13 protein-coding genes are annotated in these 13,672 nt (G+C 37.5%); 3 read left to right on the forward strand and 10 right to left on the reverse strand.

What is annotated here, in order from left to right; genetic code table 11:
• The first annotated feature begins 31 nt into the window (after positions 1-31).
• On the forward strand, positions 32-283 hold the full coding sequence (locus tag ACSU6B_RS26960) for a hypothetical protein (protein ID WP_410889460.1): 252 nt from the start codon (positions 32-34) through the stop codon (positions 281-283).
• Between the two features lie 123 nt (positions 284-406).
• Here the strand turns inward: ACSU6B_RS26960 and ACSU6B_RS26965 are convergent, their stop codons facing one another.
• The 4 genes from ACSU6B_RS26965 to ACSU6B_RS26980 all read right to left on the reverse strand — a co-directional run bounded on the left by ACSU6B_RS26965 (position 407) and on the right by ACSU6B_RS26980 (position 4,388).
• Complete coding sequence (locus ACSU6B_RS26965) at positions 407-883, reverse strand: hypothetical protein (protein WP_410889461.1); 477 nt, start codon at positions 881-883, stop codon at positions 407-409.
• A 435-nt stretch (positions 884-1,318) separates the two neighbouring features.
• Positions 1,319-2,557 carry a glycosyltransferase family 2 protein gene (locus tag ACSU6B_RS26970; protein ID WP_410889462.1) on the reverse strand — a complete coding sequence of 413 codons (1,239 nt, stop codon included), beginning with the start codon at positions 2,555-2,557 and terminating at the stop codon, positions 1,319-1,321.
• A 71-nt stretch (positions 2,558-2,628) separates the two neighbouring features.
• Positions 2,629-2,712: a YjcZ family sporulation protein gene (locus ACSU6B_RS26975; protein ID WP_168246159.1), complete on the reverse strand. Its 84-nt coding sequence runs from the start codon at positions 2,710-2,712 to the stop codon at positions 2,629-2,631.
• A 224-nt stretch (positions 2,713-2,936) separates the two neighbouring features.
• Positions 2,937-4,388, reverse strand: coding sequence for a PLP-dependent aminotransferase family protein (locus ACSU6B_RS26980; RefSeq protein ID WP_410889463.1), 1,452 nt, complete (start codon positions 4,386-4,388; stop codon positions 2,937-2,939).
• A gap of 127 nt (positions 4,389-4,515) precedes the next feature.
• Between ACSU6B_RS26980 and ACSU6B_RS26985 the strand changes: the two genes are divergently transcribed.
• The gene (locus ACSU6B_RS26985; protein ID WP_410889464.1) at positions 4,516-5,127 is read left to right on the forward strand and encodes a LysE/ArgO family amino acid transporter; all 612 of its coding nucleotides are present in this window, start codon (positions 4,516-4,518) and stop codon (positions 5,125-5,127) included.
• A gap of 271 nt (positions 5,128-5,398) precedes the next feature.
• Here ACSU6B_RS26985 and ACSU6B_RS26990 read toward each other — a convergent pair whose 3' ends face one another.
• Positions 5,399-6,883, reverse strand: a complete 1,485-nt coding sequence (locus ACSU6B_RS26990; RefSeq protein WP_410889465.1) for a S8 family peptidase — start codon at positions 6,881-6,883, stop codon at positions 5,399-5,401.
• Positions 6,884-7,163: 280 nt separating this feature from the next.
• Here ACSU6B_RS26990 and ACSU6B_RS26995 point away from each other — a divergent pair, with 280 nt between their 5' ends.
• On the forward strand, positions 7,164-8,132 hold the full coding sequence (locus ACSU6B_RS26995) for an NAD(P)-dependent alcohol dehydrogenase (protein WP_410889466.1): 969 nt from the start codon (positions 7,164-7,166) through the stop codon (positions 8,130-8,132).
• 178 nt (positions 8,133-8,310) lie between these two features.
• On the opposite strand, the gene ACSU6B_RS27000 is transcribed toward ACSU6B_RS26995, so the two are convergent.
• From ACSU6B_RS27000 to ACSU6B_RS27020, 5 genes are all read right to left on the reverse strand, one after another.
• Positions 8,311-9,471, reverse strand: a complete 1,161-nt coding sequence (locus tag ACSU6B_RS27000) for a DUF4317 domain-containing protein (RefSeq protein WP_410889467.1) — start codon at positions 9,469-9,471, stop codon at positions 8,311-8,313.
• A 412-nt stretch (positions 9,472-9,883) separates the two neighbouring features.
• Entirely contained in the window at positions 9,884-11,311 is a 1,428-nt protein-coding gene (locus ACSU6B_RS27005) for a DHA2 family efflux MFS transporter permease subunit (RefSeq protein ID WP_410889482.1), read from the reverse strand.
• A gap of 305 nt (positions 11,312-11,616) precedes the next feature.
• The gene (locus ACSU6B_RS27010; protein ID WP_410889468.1) at positions 11,617-11,850 is read right to left on the reverse strand and encodes an LmrA/YxaF family transcription factor; all 234 of its coding nucleotides are present in this window, start codon (positions 11,848-11,850) and stop codon (positions 11,617-11,619) included.
• A gap of 126 nt (positions 11,851-11,976) precedes the next feature.
• Positions 11,977-12,429: a MarR family winged helix-turn-helix transcriptional regulator gene (locus tag ACSU6B_RS27015; protein ID WP_214711929.1), complete on the reverse strand. Its 453-nt coding sequence runs from the start codon at positions 12,427-12,429 to the stop codon at positions 11,977-11,979.
• Between the two features lie 64 nt (positions 12,430-12,493).
• Entirely contained in the window at positions 12,494-13,672 is a 1,179-nt protein-coding gene (locus tag ACSU6B_RS27020; protein ID WP_410889469.1) for a Ger(x)C family spore germination protein, read from the reverse strand.

Here is a 13,672-nt window from a genome sequence, read left to right on the forward strand (position 1 = left end):
CCAAACAATAAAAAATTAAGTGGTGAAATCTATGTTTAAACCAAGAGTATCTACCCAAAGTGATTATGAATTTGTTTCTATTGATGAATTGGTTCCTGACTATCACCTTCCCTTTTTGCCCGGTTCAGCGTGTTATCCGGTTGAGCAAGAAAATCATCACTTACGAGTAAGTTACTCTTATATGAACGAGCAATTATTACAACAAGGGGTTACAACATTATGTAATATTCTGCATTCCCAAATTACATCAAAAACAGTCCATGAAAGCTCACCATATTTTTGATAAAAATCAGGTGTAAAAGGCTTTGGAAGTAAATAATGAAAGGACAGCCCAATTTCACTTCAATCCTGAGGTAAAATCGGGCTGTCCTTAACTTTCTTTTTTCAACTGAGTTTGAAGGTTGAATTACTTTTTACTTCTTAGAATTTCATTTACTGTACTTTTCATTGAATAAATCACGGTTTTTTTGTACCGAACTGCTATAAGTAGCACTCTTATCTGTTCGGATCGGGAGAGATGTTTAAAACGGGGTTCTTGTTTCAAAAAGGAACGAACGATTGACCAGCTGGTCGGCATTAATGGAAAGTCATCTAGGGGTTGTTTGTTCCGTAACCGCTGAAGCCATGATTTTATTCCGGTCGAACTGTTACTTTTATCGATTATACATGGCGCATATATATTTTTAGTGTGTTTTTTAAGGGATTCAAATCGATCTTGCCCGCTAACAATGATGTAACTGCCATCCTTCCGATTTTTTTTGACAACCAAAACAAACATGCAGTCCCACATTAATCTCTGCAGTTTCTTAATATGCTCAGTAATTTTCAACGATAAATCAGGTTTGATTTTGTCCAGTGGTATATACTGTATCGTGAATTTCATACACTGCCCCTCCTGTTTTTTCATTTACCCGTCCTCAATTGCATAGGTTTTCTTACAGCAGGTGCGTCATACTGATGAATGGTAACTAGTTCGGCCTTTTCTATGGTTAGTGTCAATTATCGTTATGAAAAACACAGATTAAACTGAAATCCCATTAGTTTATATGTATGAAATGGGCGCATGTCACATACGAAGTAAGCAAAAAACATTTAACAATTGTTTTACCTGCCTTTATATGTCTTATTCAATTTTCCAGATAAATTACCCACAATAAGAAAAAGCCTCCAAGAATGGAAGCATGATATACGTGAAGAGGTTAGCAGACTGAAATAGAAAGACCAACATTTATCTGACAGTCAACCCTATCCTGGTCGGCACCAGATTGCTCAGTAAAATTGCCTCTTCCCCTGTATGGAAGACCTGCTCCACTCATCTTTAGATCGTACTCAGTTTATCGAACAACCATACAAGATGATTGTATTTACCACAGGATTGTATGTGATCTCTCTCGATCAGGATACGTTCCATTGCAATCGAGTCGTCGCCGAACCCGGTATTTTGAACTAGGTTAACAGGGGGGCGGTTTTCTGCAATATTTATACGAATTTGATGAAGTAATGTTATGATTGCTTGGTTAAATTCATGAAACTCATCGGGAAAGCTTGCAGTAAGGGATTGATGTTCTAATATAATCTTTTCCATGAGTCCATAATCCGTCGGATGAATAGAGTGCAGGGCTCTAATGGATACATCAAGAACCGGATGCTTTAGTTGAAACAACAGACGATTTAAGTTCATATCTTCCTCCTTCGTTTTCGACGGCGGATGTTCTTGATGAAACGTTTCTAAATCTTCTTCGATAATAAAATTAGCATTGGCCTTATATAATCTATAAGCCAACTCAGCATCCTCGGGTCCCCATCCTTGGAAATTCTCCTCATAGCCGCCGACTTCCTCCATAAAACTTCTTTTAATGGAAAGAAAACCTAAGCAAGCCATCCAACGCAATGGGCTGCTATAAAAATGTTCCCTAAGGTATTTTAATAAATGATGAGCATAACTTCTGTATTTTACCATCGAGCATAAATTTTTTATATCGTCAATATCCTCTCTCTTAACCACTTGTTGGGGCTCTTGTAAAAGCCTGATATGAGTCGTTAAGCTACTAAGTGTCTGTTCTTGCGATACCACCTCTTTAAGGCGTTGGTTGAAGAGAGAATTTTTTTCGCTCCACTTATAAATCGCGTTGATTTGATTATTAGTAAAATCCGGGGAAAAAAAAGTATAAATGCGCCCCCGCTTGCTTCCTGCAATAACAACGGATTTCTCGTGAGTTAGATGATGCTGGCGGTTAAGGGTAACATAGTTAGGGGAAACGATGGTTTCTGCATCCAAAATGATAATAATCTCTCCTCTCGCATGCCTAAGACCAATATTTCTTGAAGCAGCAACTCCAACATTGGTACTATTGCGAATATATTGAAAATGGTAGGGAGGACAGTATTCCTTAATTTTTGGGGTCTGGTCGGTAGAGGCGTCATCAATCAATATCACTTCCATTTTGGATAAATCAAAGCACTGTTTCTCCAATGCATAAAGGCTAAGCAGATTAAGGGGATAGCGGTTATATGAAGGCATGATGATTGTGACTTCAATTTCCATGTTTTTACTCATTCCTCCTTGAGAGCCTATAGCTCGAACAATTATAAAAGTTCGGCTTAATTTGTTTTATTTAAAACTAGTATTTAACGAAAAGATATACCGACAATAATTAAAAGGATGAAAAGCACCACGAATAATGCAAAATTAACGCCATAATCATCTGACATAATATATCACCACCTTAATTATTAGATAGAACATCGTATGTCAGAACATTAAAAATCGAATTGGACAAGGACAAAAATTTACATATATTTACATAATCTTAATATTTAAAAATGCTATTAGCTTGCTCCACTCGAAGGTATTTTGCTTGTTCAAGTAACCTGCCACCTTCGAATAAGAAAAAGGATCGCCGCAGCAACCCTTTTGAATTCAAGCACCCATTAGCCTAATTGGAGATTTCTTCAATCAATTGTGAAAGTCTTATTAGCCCCTTTTTTAATTCGTGTAGTGATGCATAGGCATAGGACAAACGAAGATGAAAGTGATTATTACTGTCGTAAATATTTCCTGGGTTTAGTAAAATCCCCTCGTTTAGTGCTTTTTCAAATAATTTTCTAATTGAAATTTGTCTCTTGATTTGCATCCAAATATAAAAACCACCCTGTGGGATATTCCATGTGGCTAATTGCTTAAAATGGGTATTTAGTATTTCAAGGGTGAAATCTCTACGGAATTTGAGTTCTGTCCTTATCTTCTTTATATGTTCATCATATAAACCACTTGATAGCCACTCTGCGACGATGAATTGAGATAAAGAACTTGAGCCATAATCAGTTTGCATTTTTATATCAGCTAACCGATCTATCACTGGTTCTGGTCCAACGATCCAACCAATTCGTAAACCAGGACTCAGAGTTTTAGACATACTCCCTATGTATAAGACAAGTCCATGACCATCTATGGATTTTAATGGATTCGGTGGCAGGTTCTCAAACCATAAATCTCCGTAGACATCATCCTCAATAATTGGCAGCTTTTCATCTCTACAGACATCTAACAATTCCTTTCTTCTATTAGCTGACATTAAAATACCCGTGGGATTATGGAAAGTTGGGATGGTGTAAAGTAATGAACCATTATGCTGCTTTTTTAACCTCCCAATCAACTCGGGTCTTATCCCTTCATCATCCATGGGAATTCCAAGTAAGTTCATTCCTGCTGATTGAAATACATGCACTGAATTTAGATAAGAAGGCGTTTCAAGAAAAATGGTTGAATCACGGTGCAATAATCCTAATGAAATCAATTGCAATGCCTGTAGTCCTCCTGAAACAATCATTATCGATGGAGGGGAAACTTCTATATTCTTCGTTTTTAAATAATTGCTTATCATTTCTCTTAAATAGAGACTTCCTTTTGGCTCCGAGTATCCTAACGAAATCGTATGGGGAGAATGCCTCTTGAACATTTGTTCCATTTCTTTGACAGGCAACAACTCTGGTGAAAGTTCTCCCGTTCCAAGGCGTATTACGTTTGGATTAATTTCAGCTCTATTAATTTCTTGAATTGTTTTGTTATTGGGTTGGTAAGATCCTGACTTAACGTAGCTGTTCCAATCAGGCGGCGGGATTGAAGCAAGTAAACTCCACGTATTATTGACCACAAATGTCCCTCTTCCAACTTTTGATTCGATTAACCCATCTGCAGATAACTCATCAAGTGCATAAACAATGGTACTCCGATTCACATTGAATTTCTTTGCTAAATCTCGTTGCGTAGGAATTTTAGTTCCAACCGTCCATTCACCGTTTATTATTTTTCTCTTCATAAATTCATAGATTTGTTGATGGAGTGGAATTAAGGAGGATTTGTTTAGGATCCAGTCTTTTTCTATCAAAAGGAACTCCCCTATCATTTTTAGATTAATTATAAATGATTGGTTGGGTAATATTCCATCCAATTGGTTGGAGACGAATGTAATCAAATCTAATACAATGCAGTTATTACATTTCAGGGGGAGAAAAATGTTAGAAGCAATTATACACGGCATGATCTTAGCATTCGGCTTAATCCTACCCTTAGGGGTACAAAATGTTTTTGTATTCAATCAAGGTGCAAGTCAGCCCAAATTCGTGAGGGCACTGCCAGTCATTATTACCGCGGCTATTTGTGATACTTTGCTTATTTCAATAGCGGTCTTAGGAGTGTCAGTCGTTGTACTTGGTTCATATTGGATAAAAACAGTTCTTTATATAATTGGTAGTTTATTTTTACTCTACATGGGTTTTGTTGTATGGAGGTCTAAGCCTCAAAATGTACAGGAAGTAGGATTAGCTTTTTCATACAAAAAACAAATATCTTTTGCTATGTCAGTGTCATTACTAAACCCACATGCCATTTTAGATACCGTTGGTGTTATCGGAACAAGTTCCGTAAAATACATAGGCTTTGAGAAAGTAGCATTTGCTGTGGCATGTATATTCGTTTCGTGGGTATGGTTTGCAGGATTGGGCATAACAGGAAGAATGCTCGGAAAAATAGATAAATCAGGAAAATATCTAGCGGTCCTAAATAAAATTTCAGCTATCTTCATGTGGGGTACAGCTGTTTATATTAGTTCTTCACTTTTAGATTAAATTTCCTTGAATAGCAACTTTACCTGTTAAAGGAAATCAAAATGATTTCCTCTTTCACTCTCCCTATTCCATTTTTTGCTTTTTCTGTACCAACAATAGTAGCCTGTTTAAGTGATAACTCACATTCTTTATAGAAAGTTTCATCTTTCGAAACCTTAGAACCATTAGTTCCTATTAGAATATGACTTATTGCAACTATTAGGATGTTCTCCCCAAAAAAAGCCTTGCCCAAGAAATCATTTACCATTTCTTTTGGGCAAGGCATATTAATTTATTTTCCTGTTAATGCGGTATACGCATTTGCTTCGCCAGATCCAAAAAGAGGATCATGTCCCTTTTTCCCATAATCGAATGCAGTCTTTTCAATCAGTGCCTGCACTTGAGATGGTGTAAATTCTGGATGAGCCGCCTTAATTACTCCTGCAATTCCAGCTACTTTTGGTGAAGCCATGGAAGTTCCGTGCAGGTAAGCATAAGCCGGAGTTAATGTAGTAGCGCTGCTTGGTGGTAAATTCGTTGGCCAAGTTGACAGCGTCCGATACGTAAAATCACGTTTTGCTAAATTACGTGATGCATCATATTCTGGACCATTGTCTCCTCCCGGAGCAGCTACATCAATAAAACTATTTCCATAGTTTGAATAGAAAGCTAGTTTATCGGTTGACCACTTATTGGATGATGAGACGGTAATAACGCCCGGTGTACTTCCCGGCACCTCAACCGTTACGCCTTTAAAAGTGATTCCTAAATCACCATATGTTACATTCATATAATCAGTAAGGGATTTTTTATCAGCGTAATTCAGAGATTCATTCCCCGCCGCTGAAACAACGGTAACATTTTTATTAACAGCATATTTGATTGCCCGCTTCCAAAGGAGAATATCGGCAATATCAGAATAACGAGTGCCTTCATAGTAATACTTCAGATTATCAAATCCGCCAATTGACATGTTAATAACATCGACACCATCGTTTGCAGCCTGTAGGATTGCTGCTACGATAGGTGTTGTTGGAGCACTTCCACTAGAATCGAATATACGGTAAGCACGAATCCCTAAGTCAGGACCAACTCCCTTTACTTTTCCATTAGCAGCGATGGAACCAGCCACATGTGTACCGTGGCCATTTGTATCTGTCACATTCGTAGTGTTACCTTTTTCTTCTGGAACATCTCCATAATAGCCGCCAGCAGGTACAAAGTTCTTACCACCAATATAGTTTGCCTTTAAATCAGGATGTGTTTGATCAATCCCTGAGTCAATTACACCGACAACTGCCTTATGAACGACCCCGCTGCTTGTTTTAGTTCCACCTGATTCTAGATCGTAGGAATTTCCGTCATTGGTCAATCGCTGCATATCCCATTGAAGGCTCCAATATGTACCATTAGAATCTGTATGAAGAGTCACAGGTTGACCATTAGCAGCCTCGGGCTGTCCATCCTCCAGTTTGAAGGACTTTTCAACATTGGCTGCTACAATAGTAGCGCTTGATTTCAACTGGTTGAGAAAATTGGGATTCGTTGAACGAACTTCCAATCCGCCAATCTCAGGAATAGCTTTTACTACTACTCCACCAGCATTTTTAATTTCAGTTTGATAGTCTTTTGGTAATGACTGACTATAAGCAATAAGATAATTTTTGCTTACAGTCTGTGAGCTTGCTGATGTGTGCACACTGGTTGAAAAAGATAATAGAGACATTGCCAAAACACTACTGGCTACTATAGCCATTCCCCTTTTTTTCTTCCTCATTAAAAGACCTCCTCTATTAATTTTTCTAACATTCTTAATTTTATAATTATACCTTTTAAATTGAAAACAATACTTGTCGATAAAAAATGACATGTTCGGTAGACATTGACTTAAATTGTCATATCAAGGACAATCCATGATAATCTTCCTTTTTAATATTTTTACTGATTCCAGTCTAAATATCTTTAACTGGAATATCTTTTAATTTTAAGGTCTTTAGAGAGATTTATCATATAATGGATTTAATGGAGAAATTCGAAGCAAATTAGGAGGCTTAATTATGAAGGCTATCGTTTCTAACAAATATGGCCCAACTGATGTGCTTGAATTAACAGAGGTGGAAAAGCCTATCCCAGAGGATAATCAAGTACTTGTTAAAATTCATGCAGCATCGGTGAATTATGGTAACCTAGTCCTTTTAAAGGGCAAACCGTTCTTAGCACGGTTTGCTTTCGGTCTTCTGAAACCAAAATACCCCATACCTGGAGGCGACATAGCAGGTATGGTTGAAGCAGTTGGCAAAGATGTTACGCAGTTTCAACCAGGCGATGAGGTATTCGGAGACCTATCTGGATGTGGTTGGGGTGGTTTTGCCGAATATGTTTCTGTTCCTGAAAATGTATTAGCCTTGAAACCAGCCAATCTTTCATTTGAGGAAGCTGCAGCTGTACCTATGGCGGGAGTCACTGCGTTACAGGGCCTCCGTGATAAAGGCAAGATCCAGTCGGGACAGAAGGTATTGATTAATGGTGCCTCTGGTGGTGTCGGGACTTTCGCCGTACAGATTGCCAAATCCTTTGGGGCTGAGGTAACTGGGGTGTGCAGTACGAGAAATTTAGATATTTTGCAATCTCTTGGAGCAGACCATGCCATTGACTATTCAAAGGAAGATTTTTCCCGAAAAATGCAGAATTATGACCTTATACTTGGGGTGAACGGACATAAACCACTATCAGTATATAAGCGTACATTAAGTCCCAATGGAATTTTTGTTCACGTCGGGGGTTCCGGAGCACAAATGTTTCAAGCAATGGCCCTTGGGCCTTGGATTTCAATGACCGGGAATAAGAAAATGGGTACTTTTTTACAAAGGTCTAACCAAAAAGATCTGATTTATATAAAAGAACTTCTTGAAGCCGGTAAAGTAAAACCCGTTATTGATAGATGTTATAAGTTGAGTGAAGTGCCCGAGGCTTTCAGGTATTTTGAAGAAGGTCATGCTCAAGGAAAAGTTGTCATTACTATGTGAATCATCTTTAAAAGAATAATAAAGTAGTAGAAAGAAGTAAATTTGTTAGATAATTTAAGGCTTTGTGGTTCCATCTTTAATTATAAAGAGAACGCACATTTAGACCTAACTAAAATTTGCGTTCTCTCTGTTTGTTATAACTATCAAAGGAAAGTTCGTTATCTGTCCCTGAAACGGATTAGAGCGTCTCCGATTCTAGTCGAAATCCTTCCACGACCACATCTTCATCAATCTCCAATAATAGGCACCGTTTTCCTTGGTACATAATATATTTTACATTTTTCAGCTCTTTCGGGCTGATGGATACATCTGCCACTTTCGTATTGATTTTTATGGATTTAGGAACTAAACTGCTTGCTTTGAATTCATGTTTTTCGTCATCAACGACAGCTTTGAAGGCATGTTCCACTTGGGCAGTCTCGACATTTTCAACCCCGCTCACTGTTAAGATGCGTTCGATGTCCCGATAATCCAACGTAGGCGCTTCACTTTCTTCGCTTTCTTCATTTTCCTGGACCATTTTATCGATTTCCTCATAGACATTCGAAATGACCTTGGAATCCACTTGGTCTCCTATTACTTTTTTTAAGATCTGTTCGAAGCTGTCCTTATCTTCCTGAGCAGTAATGATCTCTTCGCAATTGAGGACCTCTTCAATAAATGTCCCATCTGGTTGATTCGCTTTTCCTGCACAATAAAGAATATGGTTTACATCTGCAGAATTGTCATTAAAAGCAGGGAACAGAAAGCCAGATAATGGAGACGCTAGATTGATAATTGGATCAAAGACGTTATTCGATTTGAATTCTTTCTCGATATAATCAAACAGCAAGGCTTTTTTCGGCTGATCCGTTTTATTGAGACTGCAGAGGATAAACTCGTTGGAATAAACTTCATCATTCCCACCTTCTTCGGACTCTAGGTCTCGTTTCCTGGTAGCCTTTCGATATTCTCCTCGAATAAACGTCACCATTGTATCAAACTCATAAACCGTATGAGCAAACATTTTTCCGACAATTTGCAGCATGTTTTCTTTCCAATCTTCTGTTGAATCAGCTCGTAATCCCTCGAAGAGGATATGTTGTGTACTGTCTTCTACATCCCGGATAAATTTCAGTTCAAACAGTTTGGCATCGAGATAACCAGTCAAAACCTTTTTAAAGTTGGTCAAAAACAATTCTTGTGCTTCTAGTTCTAACATTTGAAACGGTTGACTGACATGATGGTAAATCTCACCTGTTTCTTTCTGAACATAAACATTGAAGATTTCTTGAATTTTCATGAGATCATTGTCGAATTTAAATTGCTTACGGATATCAGCGATATCTTTTTTATTCATATGTATCAACTCCCCTTCATGATTATACTGTTCAGACAGGAAAATAGGAATACTCTTTACCTTCTCCTACCTGTTCTATTTTTCAATTTTTGCTAAAAATAAATAAACCACCCGTAAAAGATCGCTTTTACGAATGGCTAACAAACATTTTTGCAACTATTAAATTTTTTGATAAAAAGTATCCTAAAAACATGGATAAATGCTAATTACGTGATAAAAATCCTATTCACCCGTTTATGTTTGAACTACAATTAATCTATTACAGCATGTAAACTAGGTCTGCGGATTACTAAAACATCAGATTTAGCTGCTTCTTTTGAACCGTCTACAGCTACTAAAATACTTTTATAATGATTTAGCATCCGTTCTAATTCCCTTCTAAAATTATTAGAAAACAGTTTTTTTCTTTAGATTAATTTGGCTTTTTGATAAATAATGACAATACAACATTAATCACCGCTAACCCTAAACTGATTGTAAACACTAGGGAAGTTCCCGCTGCTGCTGCATGTGGCAATTCATTGGCAGTGGATGCTAAGTAACTAGTTTCTTTGGATGAAAAAATCGATACCATTACCGCAATACCAATAGCGCCAGCTACCTGTTGAATCGTTTGAGTGATAGCGATTCCATCTGGATAATATTGTTTCGGAAGAGCATTTAATGTGTTTGTTTGTACAGAGGCAAGCACCGCCCCTATACCCAACATCATGAAAATATGAGTTACCACGACCATCCATAAAGCCGTTTCTGTGCCAAATTGTGCATAGAGAGCATAACCAATCGCTACTAAAATGGTTCCAGGTATAATAACCGCTTTCGGACCATATTTGTCGAATAGACTACCAATGCTTGGAGCTAATACACAGTTTAGTAAGCTGCCTGGCAGCAAGATAAGACCTGTTGTAAAAGCTGCAATTAATAAAGACATTTGCATATACATTGGTAAAATGACAAGCATAGACAGCATATTAAAGAACGTAATAAAACTCATAAAGACACCAAGTACGAATAGTGGGTACTTAAATGCTCTTAGATTCAGCATCGGATTCTCCATTTTTGTTTGACGAATGGAAAAAATTATAAGTGCTGCTAATCCGACAATGATGGACCCAAGAACAGTTGCATTAGTCCAACCGGCATCACCAGATACACTGAATCCGTAAACGACCCCACCGAATCCAATCGTCGAGAGAATAACAGATACTGCATCTATCGAAACCTTACGAATCTCATTCACATTCGGTAAATAAAGGAGTCCAAAAATAAGAGAGAACAGTAAGAACGGTAAGGTAACCCAGAAAATCCAATGCCAGGATAATGTATCTAAAATAAGTCCTGCAATGGTTGGGCCTAAGGCTGGACCAGCTAACATAACTAAGCCCATAATTCCCATCGCGGCGCCTCGTTTATTTGGTGGAAAGATGGTAAAAATAACATTTTGCGTTAAAGGTAAAGAAATCGCTAATCCTGCTGCTTGGATAACACGTGCCACCAATAAAAGACTAAATACAGGTGCTAATGCTGCTAAAATGGTCCCGATAAGGGAAAGTGATATAGCAGTCAAAAACATTTGTCTTGTTGTGAATTTTTGCATCAAAATACCCGTTACTGGTACCAAAATACCTAATGTTAAGAAATAGCCTGTTGCTAACCATCCGACCGTCGTTGCATTCACTTTAAATATTTGACTTAAATCTCCTAAGGCAATATTTAATGCAGTTTCACTAAAAAGCCCGACAAATCCAGCTACAAAAAGAGCCGCCATAATCGGAGCTGTTTTGTATTGTTTTTTCACCATCGAATCAGTCTTGATTTTTTGTTTCTGAACTGTATTCATTTGTTGATTCACTAATAAAAACTCCTTTAATTAAAATTTCATTTACCCCTTCGTCTTCCCTTCTTCCTAAAAAGAATTGCCGTAATTTCAATTTCAGCAAAGATCATATCCGTAGTACACCCCCGAACACTAAACGGTTCGTTAACTATATCAAAAATTTTTTCTCTATGTCAACTCAGTTGACAATATTTTTTTATTAAGTTATTATCAACTGAGTTGACTATTTTAGAAAAAGAAAAAACCCCCACTTCGTCAAATAGATTGACAAAGTAAGGGTTATTAGCAAACAATGATTTATTGATTCATTAGAACTTCTTTAATAAATTGGGTAATACATGCGAAAGAATTTTGAGTGGACTGCTTTCTTTTTGTGTCAAGCAAAGCATAATTCCACCTTCAATAGAAGCCGTCATGAGAGCAATTGAATGAGCAGTTTCTTTTGAAAACCCATCTGCTACTAACTTGATCGTATAAATCTCTTGCATTTTTGAGTAAAGGTCCGAAGTTTTGTATCCATTTCTGTTGAAAAACTCCTTCATACGGACGGGTCTTTTATTACTATATCAATAAAGTTTTCCATATTTCAAGAATTTTAAGGTAATTTCCAACAAAAAAGGAATAAATCTTTTAATTAGATTAACAAAGCGAGGGTCTTTTCCTATTTTTTATATTTTCCAATCTAACTTTAATATTCCTTTAAGAATACTTACTTGTTCAGTCCCTATTTTTTCTGCGATTTTATTCTCAAGTTTGGCTTTAAGGGCCTCGTTTTTTTCGTAGCATTCTTCTCCTAAAGCTGTTAACTGGATACACTTTTCCTTCTTGTTGTTTTCTACATTGTTGATTTCAACTAATCCTCTTTCAGAAAGCTTTTGGATAAACTTATGTATCGCCTGACGTGAAATTTCTACATTTTTTGTAACATACGAAATGCTAGGCTGTTTTTTATAAATCCTAGCCATGATATACCATTCAGAATTTGAAATATAAATCTCACTTTGATCGTTCCAAGCTTTCTCCGATATACTTCGGACCAAACTATGACGCTCACTTAATAAGTCGATAAGATCTAAATTTTGTAATTCAGCGTTTGAAATCAAATGATTCACTCCAATCATAATCCTCGCCACTTACTATACAAAATACGGTAATGGTTGTCAATTTGGTTTACTTTAATTTCATTCAATCTTTCATTTCTGGGGACTTGAGGGAAAGCCCTGTTCTAAGGATGGAAACGTGTGGGTTTACGCTAACCTTGAGTTTGGGAAATTCCTCAGCCCACTTTTTTTTATATTGTTTTTTCCATGCTCTTGGATGGGTACGATATACAGCATTTCCAAACCCAAATATATCAGAATGGTACTGTTTTTGCGCCTTATAGAGTGCTAATCTACACCTTTCTTCGACATCTTTTTGAATTAATGTTTGAACATATTGCAAAACCTTAGGGTTACCCAGATCTAATTTGGAACTATTTTCAAACAGTTCAACTTCCGAATGAATATTTACGTTCATTTTCACCTTGTTTTGCATAAGTATTGGTTTAACCTTTGTCCTTCCTTTTATAAGCTGAACACTGATTTTCCCCCCTCCTTTTTCCTTCGGTATCGTCACCGTGATATTTCCTTTCTCCATCTCATTGCGGAGCCACAGCACTCCCCGAGTATCCTTATCATTGATCCATCCTGCCAATTTATCTTTACGAAATACAGCTGTTCCAATAATGGCGGGAGTCAGCTTAGACTTCCCACCATTTTCTTCATTTTCTTCAGGTCTTATTGCGACTTGAGCAGCGACAGGCGAGATACCTTCAGTCGTAAGCGTACTGAAAAAGTCCTTTATCATGATCCTTACTCCGACCCCTTCTTTCTCCTCTTCCCGAATGGTTTCTGCAGTGTATCGCTCAATGGTGGGAGTTAGTTTCAATAGTGGTGCGGCTTCACCCTTTGAAAACAAAATAAAACTGCGCATACGTGACTCTCTTACTCTTGAAATGAAGTCCAAAATTGGATAAACCCCATCCCTTGCTGCCTTTTCCCCAATTATCAGAATCCTGTTATGAGAAAAGAATATGCGACGCGGTAATTTTTCTTGAAGTCTCCGGTAGGCGTCCATCACGCTTTGCCCCGCCTCTGAAATAAGAATAGTCGTTTCCTTTTCACTACCAGTACCACCGGCTCCTACAGGACCAAGCTGCTTTGGGATTGCAACTTGAATCGATACACGGATTTTACCGTCACTCATCTTATCAATGGCTGTAGCCGTTACTATCGCAATATCATTGATCTCTACCCGGCTCCAACAGCCAGTTAGCAAGAATATTATCATACCGTTTATGACTAAAATTCCTAGTTTTCTCAT

The sequence above is a fragment of the Neobacillus sp. C211 genome (genome assembly GCF_051842875.1).
Lineage (GTDB): Bacteria > Bacillota > Bacilli > Bacillales > Cytobacillaceae > Neobacillus.